Annotated in this window: 15 protein-coding genes; 6 read left to right on the top strand and 9 right to left on the bottom strand. The window is 71.6% G+C overall.

Annotation, left to right across the window (positions count from 1 at the left end; all coding sequences use genetic code 11):
- The first annotated feature begins 2 nt into the window (after positions 1 to 2).
- A complete protein-coding gene (locus WBN91_RS09670) occupies positions 3 to 809 on the top strand; it encodes an ABC transporter ATP-binding protein (RefSeq protein WP_337723414.1) in 807 nt (268 codons plus the stop codon).
- 281 nt (positions 810 to 1,090) lie between these two features.
- Here the strand turns inward: WBN91_RS09670 and WBN91_RS09665 are convergent, their stop codons facing one another.
- Positions 1,091 to 1,924 (bottom strand): SDR family NAD(P)-dependent oxidoreductase, encoded by an 834-nt coding sequence (locus tag WBN91_RS09665; RefSeq protein WP_337723413.1) that lies wholly within the window; start codon positions 1,922 to 1,924, stop codon positions 1,091 to 1,093.
- A 142-nt stretch (positions 1,925 to 2,066) separates the two neighbouring features.
- Between WBN91_RS09665 and WBN91_RS09660 the strand changes: the two genes are divergently transcribed.
- On the top strand, positions 2,067 to 4,118 hold the full coding sequence (locus tag WBN91_RS09660) for a UvrD-helicase domain-containing protein (RefSeq protein WP_337723412.1): 2,052 nt from the start codon (positions 2,067 to 2,069) through the stop codon (positions 4,116 to 4,118).
- Positions 4,119 to 4,297: 179 nt separating this feature from the next.
- Here the strand turns inward: WBN91_RS09660 and WBN91_RS09655 are convergent, their stop codons facing one another.
- A complete protein-coding gene (locus WBN91_RS09655; protein ID WP_337723411.1) occupies positions 4,298 to 5,305 on the bottom strand; it encodes an LLM class flavin-dependent oxidoreductase in 1,008 nt (335 codons plus the stop codon).
- 36 nt (positions 5,306 to 5,341) lie between these two features.
- Between WBN91_RS09655 and WBN91_RS09650 the strand changes: the two genes are divergently transcribed.
- Together WBN91_RS09650 and WBN91_RS09645 are read left to right on the top strand one after the other, a co-directional pair.
- Positions 5,342 to 5,629, top strand: coding sequence for a GNAT family N-acetyltransferase (locus WBN91_RS09650; RefSeq protein ID WP_337723410.1), 288 nt, complete (start codon positions 5,342 to 5,344; stop codon positions 5,627 to 5,629).
- A gap of 86 nt (positions 5,630 to 5,715) precedes the next feature.
- Positions 5,716 to 6,717 (top strand): MBL fold metallo-hydrolase, encoded by a 1,002-nt coding sequence (locus tag WBN91_RS09645; protein WP_337723409.1) that lies wholly within the window; start codon positions 5,716 to 5,718, stop codon positions 6,715 to 6,717.
- A 46-nt stretch (positions 6,718 to 6,763) separates the two neighbouring features.
- Here the strand turns inward: WBN91_RS09645 and WBN91_RS09640 are convergent, their stop codons facing one another.
- From WBN91_RS09640 to WBN91_RS09625, 4 genes are all read right to left on the bottom strand, one after another.
- Positions 6,764 to 7,666 (bottom strand): alpha/beta fold hydrolase, encoded by a 903-nt coding sequence (locus WBN91_RS09640; protein WP_337723408.1) that lies wholly within the window; start codon positions 7,664 to 7,666, stop codon positions 6,764 to 6,766.
- 89 nt (positions 7,667 to 7,755) lie between these two features.
- On the bottom strand, positions 7,756 to 8,193 hold the full coding sequence (locus WBN91_RS09635) for a response regulator (protein WP_121228263.1): 438 nt from the start codon (positions 8,191 to 8,193) through the stop codon (positions 7,756 to 7,758).
- Positions 8,190 to 9,689: a sensor histidine kinase gene (locus tag WBN91_RS09630; RefSeq protein ID WP_337723407.1), complete on the bottom strand. Its 1,500-nt coding sequence runs from the start codon at positions 9,687 to 9,689 to the stop codon at positions 8,190 to 8,192. Before WBN91_RS09630 ends, WBN91_RS09635 begins: the two co-directional genes overlap by 4 nt.
- 27 nt (positions 9,690 to 9,716) lie before the next feature.
- The gene (locus WBN91_RS09625) at positions 9,717 to 10,895 is read right to left on the bottom strand and encodes a PP2C family protein-serine/threonine phosphatase (protein WP_337723406.1); all 1,179 of its coding nucleotides are present in this window, start codon (positions 10,893 to 10,895) and stop codon (positions 9,717 to 9,719) included.
- Positions 10,896 to 11,159: 264 nt separating this feature from the next.
- Here WBN91_RS09625 and WBN91_RS09620 point away from each other — a divergent pair, with 264 nt between their 5' ends.
- Together WBN91_RS09620 and WBN91_RS09615 are read left to right on the top strand one after the other, a co-directional pair.
- Positions 11,160 to 11,861 (top strand): lysophospholipid acyltransferase family protein, encoded by a 702-nt coding sequence (locus WBN91_RS09620; protein ID WP_337723438.1) that lies wholly within the window; start codon positions 11,160 to 11,162, stop codon positions 11,859 to 11,861.
- 180 nt (positions 11,862 to 12,041) lie between these two features.
- The gene (locus tag WBN91_RS09615; protein WP_337723405.1) at positions 12,042 to 13,115 is read left to right on the top strand and encodes a YeiH family protein; all 1,074 of its coding nucleotides are present in this window, start codon (positions 12,042 to 12,044) and stop codon (positions 13,113 to 13,115) included.
- On the opposite strand, the gene WBN91_RS09610 is transcribed toward WBN91_RS09615, so the two are convergent.
- The 3 genes from WBN91_RS09610 to WBN91_RS09600 all read right to left on the bottom strand — a co-directional run bounded on the left by WBN91_RS09610 (position 13,089) and on the right by WBN91_RS09600 (position 16,410).
- Positions 13,089 to 13,541: a YkvA family protein gene (locus WBN91_RS09610; protein WP_337723404.1), complete on the bottom strand. Its 453-nt coding sequence runs from the start codon at positions 13,539 to 13,541 to the stop codon at positions 13,089 to 13,091. The genes WBN91_RS09615 and WBN91_RS09610 overlap by 27 nt on opposite strands.
- 88 nt (positions 13,542 to 13,629) lie before the next feature.
- Positions 13,630 to 14,322 carry a D-Ala-D-Ala carboxypeptidase family metallohydrolase gene (locus WBN91_RS09605; protein WP_337723403.1) on the bottom strand — a complete coding sequence of 231 codons (693 nt, stop codon included), beginning with the start codon at positions 14,320 to 14,322 and terminating at the stop codon, positions 13,630 to 13,632.
- Positions 14,323 to 15,204: 882 nt separating this feature from the next.
- Positions 15,205 to 16,410: a glycosyltransferase family 2 protein gene (locus WBN91_RS09600; protein ID WP_337723402.1), complete on the bottom strand. Its 1,206-nt coding sequence runs from the start codon at positions 16,408 to 16,410 to the stop codon at positions 15,205 to 15,207.
- Between the last annotated feature and the right edge of the window lie 9 nt (positions 16,411 to 16,419).

The following is a 16,419-nucleotide window of genomic DNA, read 5'->3' as shown; positions in this document are numbered from 1 at the left end:
GGATGACGGCTCGGTTGCGCGGCGAGGGCCTGACGCTGGCCTACGACGAACGGCTCGTGGCCACCGGCCTGGACGTGGAGATCCCCGACGGGTCGTTCACGGTCATCGTCGGCCCCAACGCGTGCGGGAAGTCGACGCTGCTCAAAGGGCTGGCGCGGATGCTGAAGCCGCGCGCGGGCACCGTCTACCTCGACGGCGCGGCGATCGCGTCCTACCGCTCCAAGGAGGTCGCGCGACGGCTGGGCCTGCTGCCGCAGGCGTCCATCGCGCCCGGCGGGATCACGGTGGGGGAACTGGTCGCGCGCGGCCGGTACCCGCACCAGGGGCTGCTGCGGCAGTGGTCGCCGCAGGACGAGGTGGTCACCGGCGAGGCGATGCGGCTGACCGGCGTGCACGACCTGGCCGACCGGCAGGTCGACGAGCTGTCCGGCGGTCAGCGCCAGCGGGTGTGGCTCGCGATGGTGCTCGCGCAGCAGACGTCGATCCTGCTGCTGGACGAGCCGACGACGTTCCTGGACATCGCGCACCAGATCGAGGTGCTGGACCTGTGCGCCGACCTGCACGAGGACGGCGGCCACACCCTGGTGGCGGTGCTGCACGACCTGAACCAGGCGTGCCGGTACGCGACGCACCTGATCGCCATGAAGCCGGGCGAGGGCGTGGTGGCACAGGGCGACCCGGCGTCCATCGTGACCGCCGAGCTGGTGGAGGACGTGTTCGGCTTGCCGTGCCGCGTGATCGACGACCCGGAGACGGGCACACCGATGGTCGTGCCCCTGCGCCGGCAACGAGTCCCCGTCGCGTCCTGACGCCGCCGGCGGCAGTCACCGTCGCGTCCTGAGGCTCGCCGGCGACAGTCACCGTCGCGTCCTGACGCTCGCTGGCGGCAGTCGCGGGGTCGCGTGGGCCGGCGGGCGCGCGGTGCGGTGGTCGGTTGCCGGCGTGCGCGTGGCGCGGAGGTCGGTTGCCGCCGGGCGCGGTGCGGTGGTCGCGTGTTCCTCCGTGTGGCCGTGCGCCTGGCGATGTCGGTACCTCGTGCGACGATCGACTCGGGGGCCGGAGGCCGCGCCGGCGAATGGCGCTCGTGGCGTCAGGCGCGCCAGCGGTCGCGGCCCGGGGGTTCGGGGAGCAGGTCGCCGGTGTCCGGGTGGAAGGCGGCGGCGATGGTGTCGGTGTCCCAGGTGTCGCGGACCAGCACCGGTTGCTTGACCGCGTACTGGGCGATGACGTGCAGCTTGTCCGGCAGGAAGCGGATCAGTTGGCCGGTGACGTGCCGGGAGGCGTCGCTGAGCAGGTACGTGACCAGGGGCGCCATGCGTGCGGCCGGGGTGGTGTCCGGTGAGCCGAAGGAATCCTTGCGCGGGTCGCGTTCCATCATGCCGGTCCACGCCAGCGGGCACACTGCGTTGACGCGCACGTCCCGCTCGGCCAGGCCGCCCGCCCACGACGCGGTGAGCGCGGCGACCGCGCCCTTGGACGCCGAGTAGGCGGCGGCGTCGGCGCGGCCCAGCATCGCGCCCGACGCGACGTTGACGATCGAGCCGCCGCGCATGACCTTGGCCGCCGCGATGCCGCAGAACATCGTGCCCAGGACGTTGACCTCGACGACCCGGCGGACGATCTCGGGGTCGTCCTCCCACGGTGCGGCGAAGTGGGTGGTGCCCGCGTTGTTCACCAGGCCGTCGACCGCGCCGAACTCGGTGTGGCACAACGTGATCAGCTCGTCCGCGGTCTCGGTGACCGAGCCGGTGTGCGCGAGTGCCGTGCCGCCCTCGGCGCGGATGTCGGCGACCACGCGCTCGGCGCCGGCCAGGTCGTTGACCACCACCGACGCGCCTTCCCGGGCGGCGTGCCGCGCGTAGGCCTCGCCGAGGCCGCTGCCCGCGCCGGTGATGACGACCGCCTTGCCGTCGAGGAAACCCATGCCCGGCAGTCTGCCGCACCACGGGATCACCCGAACGGGTAACGCCGGAAATGGCGGGAGTCGTGGTACAAAAGACGTTCGCCTCAAATACGGGAATGAGGCTGGAACGGGATACAGATCTATTGTATCACAGGGGGCAAGCGTGACGGCAGGGGAATTGTCCACGGAACGGCAGCGGATTTCTTTCCTGTACGAGCGGCTCGACCGGGAGCGGGCCGCGGCCAAGGCCCGGTTGGACGCCGCGCTGCTCGACCCGCACGAGCAGCGGTGGCACCGGGAGGTGGCCGTTCGGACGCTGTCCGAGCAGGTCAGCCGGTTGCGGGTGGCGGACGAGGGGTTGTGCTTCGGGCGCATCGACCACGACGGCGGCACGTCCACCTACATCGGCCGGATCGGTTTGTTCGACCCCGACGACGACTACGCGCCGCTGCTCACCGACTGGCGCGCGCCGGCCGCCCGACCGTTCTACACGGCCACCGGCGCCAATCCCGAAGGCCTCACCCGGCGGCGGCATTTCCGCACTCGCGGGCGGGCGTTGGAGGGATTCCACGACGACGAACTGCACCTGGACCGGACGGCATTGGTGGAGGCGTTGGAAGCGCCGCGCAGCGAGACGATGCGGGACATCGTCGCGACCATCCAGGCCGAGCAGGACGAGGTGATCCGCCTTGACCACCGGGGCGTACTGGTGATCGAGGGCGGACCGGGCACGGGCAAGACCGCGGTCGCGCTGCACCGCGTGGCCTACCTGCTCTACACGCAGCGGGAGCGGCTGTCGCGGCAGGGCGTGCTGGTCGTGGGGCCGAACCCCGGCTTCCTGCGCTACATCGGCGAGGTGCTGCCGTCGCTGGGGGAGACCGACGTGGTGTTCGCGACGCCGGGGGAGCTGTTCCCCGGGGTGCGGACGTCGCGGGAGGACCCGCCGGAGGTGCAGGGGCTCAAGGGCGGGCTGGCGGCGGTGGACCTGCTGCGCGAAGCCATCGCGGACCGGCAGGAGCTGCCCGTCGAGCCGGTGCCGGTGGAGCTGGAGGACGTGACCGTGCCCGTCGACGCCGAGCTGGTGGCGGTCGCGCGGGACCGGGCGCGGGCCAGTGGGTTGCGGCACAACGAGGCTCGCGAGGTGTTCCGGCACGCGCTGGTCGACGTGCTGGTCGGGCCGGCGTTGGCGTTGATCGGGCACGACTGGCCGGAGCTGGCGGCGGACGTGCGGCGGGAGCTGCTGCGCAACGCCGACCTGCTCGCCCTGGCGGACGCCCTCTGGCCGGTGCTCACGCCCGCGGCGCTGCTGGCCGACCTGTACGAGGGGCGGTGCCTGGCGCTGGGCTACCCGGAGCTGTACCGGGAGGACGGGCGGGCGTGGACGGTGTCCGACGTGCCGCTGTTGGACGAGGCCGCGGAACTGCTCGGCACCACCGACGAGGCCGTGCGTGCGGCGGAGCGCGAGCGGGCGGCGGAGGTCGAGTACGCCCGGGGCGTGCTGGAGGTGCTCGACATGGAGGGCTACGACGACGCCGACGACGAGCTGCGCGTGACCGACCTGCTGGACTCCACGTGGTTGGCCGACCGGCACGCCGTCCCGGACCACCGGACCGTGGCCGAGCGGGCCTTCGCGGACCGGGAGTGGACCTACGGGCACGTGGTGGTGGACGAGGCGCAGGAGTTGTCCGAGATGGACTGGCGGGTGCTGATGCGGCGGTGCCCCAACCGGTCCATGACCGTCGTCGGCGACTTGGCGCAGCGGCAGGCCGAGGCGGGGGTGCGGTCGTGGTCGGCGGTGCTCGCGCCGTACGTGCGGGAGCGGTGGGCGTATCGGCGGTTGACCGTGAACTACCGGACCCCGGCGGAGATCATGTCGTACGCGGCGGCGGCGCTGGCGGAGGTGGACGCGTCGGCCGTGCCGCCGGTGTCGGTGCGGCGCGGCTCGCCGCCGGTGGAGATGGTGGTGTCGGACCTGTCGGTCGTCGAGCGGCTGCGCGGGGCGCGGGGGACGTTCGCGGTGATCTCCCCGGACGGCCCCCTCACGCCGCGGGCGGCCAAGGGTTTGGAGTTCGACGAGGTGGTGGTCGTCGAGCCGGAACGCATGTCGCCCGCCGAACGCTACGTCGCCCTGACCCGCGCCACACGGGAACTGGTCGTGGTCCGCCGCGGCGACCCCACGACATCCCGCTTGGCCGCCCTGGCCGCCCTCCACTAACGCACGTCCACCGACGGGCGGCGCGTCCGCGAGGGGTGGCGCGCCGCCCGTTCACGCAGGTCAGCGGCGTTTCGCGGCCTCGCGACGGGCCTCACCCGATCGTGTGAATGGCAGGATCCGCGACCAAACGCCGACTCGCGCGTCCCGTAAGACGAGGAGTGCGGGCGGGACGGGGAGGATCAGTGGCCCGAGGTGGTGGCCGGTGACTTCAGGGCCGGGAGGACCTCCTCGCCGAACAGCCGGATGGTGTCCAGGACGGCGGTGTGCGGCAGCCCGCCGATGTCGACCATCACCAGGTGGGCGTCCAGGCCCAGCAGGTGGGCCAGGTCGTTGAGGCGGTCGGCGACCTCGGCCGGGTCGCCGCACACCGCCGCGCCGTCCATGAGCAGGTCGACGTCCAAGTCGCCGTCACCGCGCCACGGGTCGGCGAAGTGCGCGTAGGCCGACAGGTGCGGGCGCCAGACCTCGCGGGCGCGGGCCGCCGACGGGGCGACGAACACGTGGCTGGGCAGCGCGACCCGGCCCGCACCGCGCATGGCGGTGCGGTAGCGCTCGACGACGCCGCGGTGCGTGCTGGGGTCCCGCAGGGTGCTGGGCAGCATGAGCGGAAGGCCCAACTCCACCGCCAGGTCCGCCGACACCGCCGAACCGCTGCCGATCCACACCAGCGGGCGTGGCCGCTGGAGGGGGCGGGGAGTGGTGGTGACGTCCGCAAGCGGACTGCGGAAGCGGCCGTTCCAGGTCACGTGCGGCTCCTCCAGCAGGCGCAGCAGGAGGCGCAGGTTCTCGTCGAACCGGGCGCGCAGGTCGTCCTGCACGCCGAAGGCCGCGTCGGTGCGCTGCGACACGCCCCGCGCGACGATCATCTCCGCGCGCCCGCCGGACAGGACGTCCAGGGTCGCCAACTCCTCGGCGACCCGGACCGGGTCGTGGTGGGCCAGCAGCGTGACGCCCGTGGACAGGCGCAGCCGCGACGTGCGCTCGGCGATCGTGGCCAGCAGCAACTCGGGCGCGGAGACGATGTAGCGGGTGAAGTGGTGCTCGCCGATCGCGACGCCGGTGAACCCCGCCTCCTCGGCCACCACGGCCTGCTCCACGATCGCCCGGAGCCGTTCCGCTTCGCTCACCACCCGGCCCGTGCTCGGGTCCGGCAGGTGGTCGCCCAGGATCAGCAGGTAGACGTCCATCGCGCAATCTTGCACCGCGCGGATACCGTGGGCTTCGTGAGCCTCGATCATGACGTCGTCACCGTGTCCGACAACCCCGAGCTGTCCCGCTTCGAGGTGCGCCTGGACGGGCAGCTCGGCGGGTTCGCCGAGTACACCCTCGAGCCGGGCCGCATCGTGTTCACCCACACCGAGGTCGCGGTGGAGGGCAAGGGCCTGGGCAGCGCGCTGGTCAAGCAGGCGCTGGCCGACGTGCGCGAACGCGGCCTGGCGGTCGTGCCGCGGTGCCCGTTCGTGCGCGGGTACCTGGAGAAGCACCCGGAACTCGCCGAGGTGAGCGACTGAGCCGCACACGCATGACGGACCGGCGCGCTGCGCGAAGGTCCCCAGGGCGCGCGGATATCGCGGTTACCCGTAAGTAGTATCCGGGGATGGAGTGGACCGAGCCCGGAGTCTTCGAGGTCGCGCCCGGCGTGCACCGGATCCCGTTGCCGCTGCCCAACGACGGCCTGCACACCGTCAACGTCTACGCGATCGAGGACGGCGACGGGCTCGTCCTGGTCGACGCCGGCTGGGCGCTGGAGGACGGCGAACGGGCGCTGGAGGCGGCCTTGGGCGCGCTGGGGCGCGACTTCACCGACATCCGCCGGTTCCTGGTCACCCACCTGCACCGCGACCACTACACGCTGGCCGTCGCCTTGCGGCGGCGGTTCGGCACGCGGGTCGCGTTGGGGTTGGGTGAGCAGCCGTCACTGCGGCGGATCATCGGCCGGACCCGGGACGGGCAGCTGGCGAACCTCCTTTCGTGGGGTGGCGGTGAGCTGGCGGCACGGTGGCGCAAGGCGGTCGAGGCGATCGGCGAGGCCGAGTTGCGCGACTACGAGGAGCCCGACGAGTGGCTCTCCGAGACCGACCTCGGCCTGGAGAAGCGGGTCCTGCGGGTCCTGCCGACGCCCGGCCACACCCGCGGGCACGTGGTGTTCGTCGACGTCGAGTCGTCGCTGCTGTTCGCCGGTGACCACGTCCTGCCGCACATCACCCCCTCCATCGGTTTCGAACCGGCCCGGCCGGAACTGCCGCTGGGCGACTACCTGGACTCCCTGCGGCTCGTGCGCTCCTACCCGGACCTGCGGCTGCTGCCCGCGCACGGCCCGGTCACCGGGTCCAGCCACGCGCGGGTGGACGAACTGCTGGCCCACCACGAGCAGCGGTTGGCCGCGACCCTCGACGCCGTGCGCTCGGGCACCGGGACCGCGTTCGAGACCGCCCGCAAGCTCGGCTGGACGCGCCGCGACCGCCGGTTCGACGACCTCGACCTGTTCAACCGCGTGCTGGCGACCGGGGAGACCGCGGCCCACCTGGACGTGCTCGTGCGGCGCGGCCTCGCGTCGGTCGAGACCGTGGACGGCGTGCACGTCTACTCGGCCCACTGAGCGGAGGCGACCTCGACTCGGCGCGCTGAGCGTGGCCCGCGTCTACTCAGCCGGCTGAGCGTCGCCCGCGCGTCGACTCGGCGCGCTGAGGGGCGTCCGGATCAGCCCGGAAGTGGGCGGCGAGCACCGGGGCCAGGACGTCCGGGGCCACGCCGTGCCACTCGCCGGGCAGGGTTGTTCGGGTCGCCCGCGGGAGGCGGGCGGCCACGCCGTCGGCCCAGGCGTGCAGGCGCTCGTCGGACCGTTCGCTGTCCACCACGAGTGTCGGCACCCGCACGGCGGCCAGGTCGGGCGCTGTGCCGGTGATCGCCAGGTCGTAGACGAACGTGTGCGCGAGCCCTTCCAGCGCGGGCCACGCCGGCGACTGGCGCATCCCGGCCACGAACTCCTCCGGCACCCCGATCGCCTGCTGGAACCGCAGCACCGCGTCGCCCCGCCTGCCCTCCCGCACCAGCTGCTCCAGCTCGGCGACCAGCGCCGCGTCCGGTGTCGGGTCCTCGGCCAGGGGCGGTTCGAGGAGGCTGAGCCGGGCGATGGGCAGCCCGCCGGCGGCAGCGTGCAGCGCGAGCACCGCGCCGGAGGAGAACCCGTGCACGAACACCGACCCGGCCTGACCGGGACCGCCGCCGAGATCGCTGTCGTGGCCGCTGCTGCCGCGACCCGCGCCGCTAGCACCAGGACCGCCGCCGAGATCGCGTGTCGCCGCGAGCACCGCTCGCAGGTCGTCCACCTCGCGGGCGATCTCGTAAGGCGGTGTGTCGGTGCTCTCGCCCCGGCCGCGTCGGTCGTAGGTGAACACGGTGAAGTCGGCTGCGAGGGCGTCGGCCAAGGCGTCCATCGGGCTGTTGCCCCGGAAGCAGCTCGCCGCGTCCACGAGCACCACCGGTGGACCCGAGCCGATCCGGGTGTAGCCGATGGTGGTGCCATCGGCCGAGGTCACGGTGGACATCTGCGCCTCCTGGTTCGAGTGGTGGACCGTCGAACCAGACCGTACGCAGCAGCACCGACAAACCCGGGCCTACGGCGTCCGGAGGAATTTCAGCGAGGCAGCTTCACCACGGTCACGAAGAAGTCGTCGATCTGGCGCACGACCTCGATGAACCGGTCGAAGTCCACCGGCTTGGTCACGTAGGCGTTGGCGTGCAGGTTGTACGAGCGCAGGATGTCCTCCTCCGCCTCGGACGTCGTCAGCACCACCACCGGGATGGTCCGCAGCGACTCGTCCGCCTTGACCTGCGCCAACACCTCGCGGCCGTCCATCTTCGGCAGGTTCAGGTCCAGCAGGATCAGCCCGGGGCGCGGCGCGTCGGCGTAGCGGCCCTCGCGGCGCAGGAACTCCAGTGCCTCGACGCCGTCGCGCACCACGTGCAGCTGGTTGCGGATCTTGTGGTGCTCGAACGCCTCCTGGGTCATCAGGGCGTCACCCGGGTCGTCCTCGACCAGGAGGACGTCGACGACGTTCATGGAGTCATTCATTCGGTCACCTCGGTGTCCTCTACTACTGCCGGCAGGGTGAACTTGAAGGTCGTGCCGGCGCCCTCACCGGTGTCCAGCCAGATCGTGCCGCCGTGGTACTCGATGATCTTCCGGCACATCGCCAGGCCGATGCCGGTGCCCGGGTAGTCGTCCTTGTGGTGCAGGCGCTGGAAGATCACGAAGATCCGCTCAGCGTACTCGGCGTCGATGCCGATGCCGTTGTCGCTCACCGTGAAGGTCCAGTGGCCGTCGGTGCGTTCCACGGAGATCCGCACGAGCGGCGGGTCCTCGCCGTGGAACTTCAGCGCGTTGCTGACCAGGTTGCCGAACACGCCGCCGAGCAGCGACGCCTCGCCGCGCACGGTCGGCAGCTCCGGCGCCTCGATCGTCGCGCCGGTCCGCTCGATCGCCTCGGAGTAGCTGTCCAGGACCTGCGCGAGCGTCTCGTTCAGGTCGACCAGGGTGTGCTCGCGGGTCAGCCGGCCGACGCGGGAGAACGCCAGCAGGTCGTTGATCAGCACCTGCATCCGCTTGGCACCGTCCACCGCGAACCGCAGGTACTGCTCACCGCGCTCGTCCAACTCGCCGGAGTAGCGCCGTTCCAGCAACTGGCAGAAGCTCGCGACCTTGCGCAGCGGCTCCTGGAGGTCGTGCGAGGCGACGTAGGCGAACTGCTCCAGCTCCGAATTGGACCGCCGCAGGTCCTCCACGTCGTTGAGGATGCGGGTGCGCATGGCGTCGACGTCCTCGCCCAGCATCACCGTCTCGCGCGGCCCGCCGGTCTCGATGACGTGCTCGAAGTCGCCCGACGACACCTGCCGCACCTGGTCGGCCAGCACCGACAGCGGCCGGATCAGGATCCGGTACAGCACCACTGCCACCGCCGCGATGATCACCACCAGCAGCACGCCCAGCCCGATGACCAGGAACAACACCTGGTCGGCCACGGCGTCGAGGTCCACGCGGGCCTTGGCGGCGTCGCCGGCCAGCTCGCCTTCCAGGGCCGACACGGTGCCGCGGAGGTTGTCGAACACCTCCTTGCCGCGCTCGGTGCCGGCCACGTCGACCTGCGGGGTGTCGGCGGCACGGATCTGCGCGACGATCCGCTCGGCGTACTCGGCACGCCAGTTCGCGGTCAGCCGGGCGATGGCGTCGACCCGCGCCACCAGGTCGGGACGGACCTCGGCGAGCCGCCGCCGGGCGTCGGCCAGCGCGTCGGCCTCGACCTCCTGCCCGGCGCGGTAGCCGTCGAGGAACTCCTCCTTGGCGGTCAGCGCGAAGCCGCGCACGGAGCTCTCCTGGTCGACCAGCGCGCCGTCCAGCTCCTGCACGGCGCGCCGGGCCGGGCTGACCTGGTCCAGCAGGACCGCCCGCGCGTCCTTCAGGCCCATCAGCGCGACGGCGACACCGCCGATCGCGCTCGCGCACACGATGATCAGGATGGTCACGGCGGCCACGAGCAGCCGGCTCGCCGGCAAGCGGGTGCGGTAGTCCATCAGCCTCGGTCCGTCACTCCCGGCCGATCAGCCCTGGTCCGAGATCAGCAGCACGGCCATGTCGTCGTCCAGTTCGCCGCCGTTGAGCTCCTTGACCCGCGCGATCAGCGAGTCCAGCAGCCCGGCGGGGTCGCGCGCCCAGTCCGGGCGGGCGCGGGTGATGTCGTCGATCAGCCCGATCAGCCGTTCGGAGCCCAGCCGCTCGGTGTCGCCCTTGACCCGGCCCTCGACCAGGCCGTCGGTGTAGAGCAGCAGCGACCAGCCCGGCGGCAGCGGCACGTCCAAGCCGCTCCACGTGCTGTCCGGCAGCACGCCCAGCGGCAGGCCCGCCCGGTCCCGGGGCAGCTCGGTGACCTGGTTGCCGACCAGCAGCATCGGCTCGGGGTGCCCGGCCAGGTAGACCCGGGCCCACTTGCGGTCCGGCGCGATCGACACCATGCACACCGTGGTGAACAGCCCCGGCTGGTGTCTCTCGTGCTCCAGGATCTCGTGCAGCGTGCGCAGCGCCCGCGACGGCTCCTGGTCGGCCAGCACCAGCGCCCGCCACGCGATGCGCAGCAGCACGCCCAGCGCGGCCTCGTCCGGCCCGTGCCCGCAGACGTCGCCGATCAGCACCTGGAGCGTGCCGTCGCGGGTGCGGACCACGTCGAAGAAGTCGCCGCCCAGCAGCATCCGGCTGCCGCCGGGCCGGTAGCGGACCTCCACGCCCAGGTCCGGGCCGTGCAGGATCGGGGTGGGCAGCAGACCGCGTTCCAGGCGGGTCTTCTCGGCGGCGTGCAGCTGCTCGTCGCGCAGCTGCCGCTGGGTCTCCTCGGCGCGCTTGCGGCCGACGGCGTACCGGATGCCGCGCAGCAGCAGCGGACCGTCCACCTGGCCCTTGACCAGGTAGTCCTCGGCGCCGGCGGCGACCGCGCGCTCGCCCTGGAGCTCGTCGTTGAGTCCGGTCAGGACGATGACCGCGGGCGGGGAGGACACCGACAGCAGCCGGGTGAGCCCGTCGAGCCCGGTGGTGTCGGGCAGGCCCAGGTCCAGCAGGACGCAGTCCACCTTGGCCAGCAGTCGGGTCGCTTCGCGCAGCGTCCGCACGCGGTGCAGCTCGACGTCGGCGCCGACCTCCTCCAACAGCGCCTCGACCAGCACGGCGTCGCCCTCGTCGTCCTCGACGAGCAGCACCGTGATGCGGTCCGCACCGCTGAAGCCAGTCACGGCATGGGACCCTAGCCGAACAGCGATCACCCGCGCCCCACACGGTTCGGCGGTTCGCTGGACTTGCGTGTCCTTGCCGTCCAGATGGGGGCATGTGACGTGTGCTGGACGCTCGCACAAAATCGGGCGCGAGAACTCAGCGATCGTCCAACACAATCGATATGTGCCTCCCCGAACTCGGCGGGTGACCGTGGCGGTGTGCTCGGGTGGGGAAGATGGCGCTGGACCCGGGTGGGCGAAGATGGCGCTGTGAGCTTCTCGCAGATGGTGGCGTTGACCCCGCGGCTGCCCCGGCGCGGGCGGGGCTTCTGGTACTCGGTCGCGATCGACGTGCTGTGGCCGTTCGTCGTGTTCTTCGTGCGGATGCGGATGGCGGGACGTCGCAACGTCCCCCGGCGGGGCCCGGTGCTGCTGGCGTCCAACCACCTGTCCTTCGCCGACCCGGTGACGCTGACCGCGTACGCGCTGGCCGCCGGGCGGGTGCCGCGCTACTTCGCCAAGGCCAGCCTGTGGAAGGCGCCGGTCATCGGATGGGTGATGTCGGGCGGGAAGCACATCCCGGTGGACCGGGGCACGGTGCAGGCCGGTCGGGCGCTGGAGACCGCGCGGGCGTCGCTGGACGACGGGCAGTGCGTGATCGTCTACCCGGAGGGCACGTTCAGCGACGACCCCGACGGCTGGCCGATGAAGGGCAAGAACGGCGTCGCCCGGCTGGCCCTCCAGACCCGGACGCCGGTCGTGCCGGTGGCGCAGTGGGGCACCCGGGAACTGCTGCCGCCCGGCCGGTTCGTGCCGCGGCCGTGGACGAAGGTGCACGTCGTGGCGGGCACGCCGGTGGACCTGTCGGACCTGTACGACCAGCGGATGAGCAAGACCGTGCTGGACGAGGCGACCGCGCGGATCATGGACGCGATCACCGCGCTCCTTGTCGGCGTCCGCGAGCTCCCACATCCTGGGAGCCGATGACGGTTCCCCTTGTCCTCGCTAGCGTTCGAAGCTCCCTGCTGTCCCGCATGCTGGAGCGTGAGCGATGGGCGAGGAACCACCCCGCAAGGCGCTGAACGAGGACTGGCTCGCCGTGATCGTCGGGTTGGCGCTGTTCGCGCTGGCCCTGACCGGTGTGATCACGCCGGGGCTGGTGCCCTGATGACGACCTCGGAGCAGACGCGGAAACCGTTGCTGTACGCGGCTTTGGGCGTCGTGGTGGTGCTCGCGCTGTCGTGGGTGGCGCGGTACCTGTCGACCGCCGTCCCCAAGGCGACCAAGGGCACCGGGCTGGAGGGGATCGGGGCGTCGATCGAGTTCCCGATCTACGCGATCTTGTTGGGGCTGCTGGGCAACGCGGTGCTGTCGGCGACGGGCCTGCGGGAACGGCTGTCCGGCGGGTTCCGCACGGAGTTCTTCATCAAGACCGGTCTGGTGCTGCTGGGCGCGTCGATCAACCTGTCGGTGATCGTGTCCAACGCGGGTCCGGCGATCGTGCAGTCGGTCGTGCTGATCAGCGTCGTGTTCGGCTTCTCGTGGTGGCTGGGCGGGAAGCTGGGGCTGGAGGACAAGCTGCGGGCGCTGCTGTCGGCGGCGGTCGCGATCTGCGGCGTCAGCGCGGCGATCGCGGCGGCGGGCGCGGTGCAGGCGCGGCGGGAACAACTGGCCTACAGCGCGAGCCTGGTGATCGTGTTCGCGCTGCCGTCGATCTTCATCCTGCCCGCGGCGGCGACCGCGCTGGGCCTGGACCCGGCGACCACCGGGGCGTGGATCGGCGGGAACATCGACACCACCGCGGCGGTGACGGCGGCGGGGACGTTGGCGGGCGAGGAGTCCTTGCAGATCGCCACGATCGTGAAGGTCACGCAGAACGCGTTGCTCGGTGTGGTGGCGGTGGCGTTGACCGCGTACTTCGCGCTGAAGGTCGAGCGCAAGCCGGTCGGTGTGTCGGCCGGGCGGCAGCTGTGGGACCGGTTCCCCAAGTTCGTGCTCGGGTTCCTGGCGACCTCGGTGATCGCGACCGTCTACCTGGCGAACGTGCCGTCCGGGAAGGCGGCCATCGGTGTGGTGAACGACCTGCGGACGTGGTTCCTGGTCCTGGCGTTCGTCAGCATCGGGCTGGAGTTCCGGGTGGGTGCGTTGAAGGAGGCCGGGTGGCGGCCGGTGGGGGTGTTCGCGGCGGCGACCGGGGTGAACGTGCTGGCGGCCCTAGGGCTCGCGCTGGCGCTGTTTTGAGCGCTCCCAGTTGAGGTACTGGCCGGCGGCGGTGGACAGGCTGGTGAGCAGCCACACCGCCACGCCCGCGTCGTCGGTGATGCCCACGACCGGCAGCAGTTCCGGGAGGATGTCGATGGGGGACAACAGGTAGACCACGGCGAAGCCCCACTGTGCCAGCCGGGTGGTGGGCAGGCCGTACTCCCGGCGCCGCTTGAGCAGGCGCGGCAGGGCTTTGGCGCGGTCGACGACCGAGCCGACCGGCGCCGGCTCACCGCCGACCGTCCACCGACGCCTGCGGCGCACCAACCCGTAGCCGATCGAGCCGGCGGACAGGACCAGCAGCGCGATGCCGACCGCGACCGGGGGCAACCCGAACAGGTCGGCATCGCGCCACACCAGGGTCGACACCCCGATCGCGGCGAGCATGACGCCGAGGAAGATCACACGCCCAGGGTAACCGGGATCGGCGTGCTCACACCTTGTCGTGGTGGGTCAGATGAGGTCGTCGTGGGTCAGATGCGGTTGTGGTGGGTCAGATGCCGCACTGCGAGGCCGACCAGTAGCGGCTGGCGCGGTGGTCGACGTGGGTGTGGTCGCCGTGACCGGGGTAGCCCGGGCCCAGGATGCCGTTGAACCCGTGGTTGCGGGCCTGCTGGGCCAGGCGGCACAGGGAGTGCGGACCCGCGCCGAGGTCGACGGCGTCACCGTAGAGGTGCCGGGAGTCCGAGGCACCGCCGACGGCGTTGTTGCACGAGATGCTGCGGAAGCCGCTCGTGACCGTGATCGGCTGGTCGCCCAGGGCGTGCCGCATGGCTTGGAGCTTCCACATCGACACCAGGGCGTTGAACTTCGCGGTGGACGCCGAGACCTTGCCGCCGGACCAGTCGGAGTTGCAGCGGTTCAGCTCGGCGTAGGAGAAGTTGATCGGGGTGCAGTCGTCGTCCTGGAGGGCGTAGAGCTTGTTGTAGGTGCCACTGCCCGCGACGCCGTCGGCCGCGAGCCCGTAGGCCTGCTGGAAGCGGATGAGGGCGGAGCGGGTGGCGGGGCCGAAGGAGCTGTCGAGGGCGAGGACGGCGCCGTAGCCGGGGTAGCCGGACAGGCGGATCTGCAACTGCCGGACATCGGCACCGGACGCGCCTTGGGACAGGGTGCGCGTCCAGGTGTAGCAGCCGTCCGCTTGGGCTGGCGCGGAACCGAAGATGAGGCCGATCGCGACGATTGACAACGCGGTGATGATCGATCCGAGGCGTCGGAGCACAGGGACCTCCAGACTGCGAGGGTATGGATCTCGGAGCCTGGCGCTAGGCGGGGGGAAGCGTCAATCTGTCCCGAATGTCCGAAGATTTCACACCTGTCGAACAGTGTGTGAACAAGCGGCGGCCTGGTTCGCCCGCTGAGGGGACGATGATCCGGCCCGCTGGCTGCGGTGAACGGCCGCTCGAGACCTGTACCCGATCGTGTGACATGCGTGATCTGCAATTTTTCGCGATCTCGCGCGATACCGTGATTAGGAACGGCGGACGGGGCGGGCAGGGTCCACCGGTCGATGCGGCAGCCCGGCACTTGGGCACTTCGGCCGCTCTACGGCTCGGCTTGGATCGACTCGGCTCAGCTCGGATTGGCACGGCTCGGATTTGCTCGGATTGGCTCGGCAGGCTTGGGGCGAGGTCGCGCGGGCGGTGTCGGGGCAGGGGTGCGCAGGTGCGGCTGGGGTGCCTGGGCAGGTAGAGGCCCCAGGTGGTGGCTGGCCCGGTGGTCGGTGCCCGGGTGGTGACGCCGCCTGGTGGTGGGAGGCCGGATGGCTGGGGCGCTTGGTGGTGGATGGCTGGGTGGTGGGTCGCCTGGCGGTGGCGTGGCCGGGGTGGGTTAGTGGCTGGGGTGGGTTAGTGGTGGCGGCGTTCGCTGATGGCTGCGAAGAAGAGGGCGGCTGCGGCTACTGCGCAGCCGCCGGCCGTGACGCTGCGCCAGGGTGCTTGGTCGAGTAGGGCGAAGACGGCGTTGAGCGTGGCCACTGCCAGGAAGACTGCGGCCAGTGTTACTAGCGAACGCTCTCGCGTCCCGCGCGATCTCATAACCTGAACAGCGCTCATGACTGCTCGGTTGTTACTCAGGCGGGTATGGGGGCCTCGTCGTTGTAACCCGCCCAGTGGCGTACGTCGAAGCGGGTTGGGCCGGTGGCGCCGGTCAGGGTGATTCGCCTGGCCTGCACGGCCTCGACCGTTCGGGTGGCCTGGTGGTCCAGCAGGCGGTCGATGTCGGGGCCTGCCAGGCCGTCGATTTCTCGCCAGAACGTCATGACGCGGTTCACGTACAGGGCCACCAAGTGGTCGCGGGCTGCTTCGAAGCGGCCTGCTGCCACTGCGGCTACGGCGTCGGCCAGGACGTGGGGCCAGTCGTCGGATGTGACTCGGAGGCCCCAGGGGGCTCGGGCTAGTTCCTTGGCCGCGGGGAACAGGGCCAGCACGTCGGTGCGGTGGGCGTTGAGGTAGCGGGAGACGGAGGCGGAGACGCGTGCGACGACCGCGGGGTCTTGGGGGACTGCTGCGCCGTCCACCGCGGAACGGGCGCGGGGGACGTCTGGGGCGGGTGGGCGGAGGTGGTCGGTGGTGAGGAGGACGTGGAAGAGGGAGTCCAGGACCTGTTGGGGTAGGCGCAGGATCTTCGGGAACGGGGAGTTGTGCAGCTTGCGGCCCAGGGGGACCTCGACCACGCGCATGTGCTCGCGCAGGGCGTTCGCGGTGAGCCACACATCGATGCCGTAGAGGTAGGCGCTGTCGGGGCGCGGCCATTCCCGTGCGCGTTCCAGGAACGCTCGGTTGAACGCGAACTCGCCGCCGATGGGCTGTTCGACGTGCACGCCGAACACCGCCGCCAGCAGGGGGCTGGCCAGGTGGTTGGTGGTGTTGGCCTCGAACCGGTTGCGGCGGTACGACGGGACGGCGAGCGTCGGTTCGTCGCTCGACACGGCTTCGGCCAGTCGGCCGATCCAGCTCGGCTCGGTGGAGCGGACGTCGGCGTCGAGGAGCAGCACGTGGTCCGCGTCGAGGTCCAGGGCGCGGTCGATGATCGCGAAGACGTTCGTGCCCTTGCCGGTGCCGGTCCCGGGCGAACCGGCCACGAGCTTGCGGGCGCGCAGCGGTGTCTCGGCGAACCGCCGCACCGTGTCGTCGGTGCTGCCGTTCTCCGCCAGCACGACGACGTTGGTCCCGGTGGGGAAGGCGAGGTGCAGGCCGGCGTCGGCGGCTTGGGCCACCGCGCCGACCGTGCGCTCCTCGTCGCGGGCGGGGATGCCGACGACGGTGACTCGGTTCATGAGTCCGAA

Origin of the sequence: Saccharothrix sp. CCNWYY140 (assembly GCF_037401995.1) — a bacterium.
GTDB lineage: Bacteria > Actinomycetota > Actinomycetes > Mycobacteriales > Pseudonocardiaceae > Actinosynnema.
Note: the sequence above shows the minus strand (reverse complement) of the source record. Positions and strands in the feature narration are given on the sequence as shown.

Coding starts and splice junctions, on each gene's coding strand:
- WBN91_RS09670 (WP_337723414.1), top strand. CDS start 3: ATGACGGCTCGGTTGCGCGGCGAGGGCCTGACGCTGGCCTACGACGAA.
- WBN91_RS09665 (WP_337723413.1), bottom strand. CDS start 1,924: ATGGGTTTCCTCGACGGCAAGGCGGTCGTCATCACCGGCGCGGGCAGC.
- WBN91_RS09655 (WP_337723411.1), bottom strand. CDS start 5,305: ATGGACGTCTACCTGCTGATCCTGGGCGACCACCTGCCGGACCCGAGC.
- WBN91_RS09645 (WP_337723409.1), top strand. CDS start 5,716: ATGGAGTGGACCGAGCCCGGAGTCTTCGAGGTCGCGCCCGGCGTGCAC.
- WBN91_RS09640 (WP_337723408.1), bottom strand. CDS start 7,666: ATGTCCACCGTGACCTCGGCCGATGGCACCACCATCGGCTACACCCGG.
- WBN91_RS09635 (WP_121228263.1), bottom strand. CDS start 8,193: ATGAATGACTCCATGAACGTCGTCGACGTCCTCCTGGTCGAGGACGAC.
- WBN91_RS09630 (WP_337723407.1), bottom strand. CDS start 9,689: ATGGACTACCGCACCCGCTTGCCGGCGAGCCGGCTGCTCGTGGCCGCC.
- WBN91_RS09620 (WP_337723438.1), top strand. CDS start 11,160: ATGGTGGCGTTGACCCCGCGGCTGCCCCGGCGCGGGCGGGGCTTCTGG.
- WBN91_RS09615 (WP_337723405.1), top strand. CDS start 12,042: ATGACGACCTCGGAGCAGACGCGGAAACCGTTGCTGTACGCGGCTTTG.
- WBN91_RS09600 (WP_337723402.1), bottom strand. CDS start 16,410: ATGAACCGAGTCACCGTCGTCGGCATCCCCGCCCGCGACGAGGAGCGC.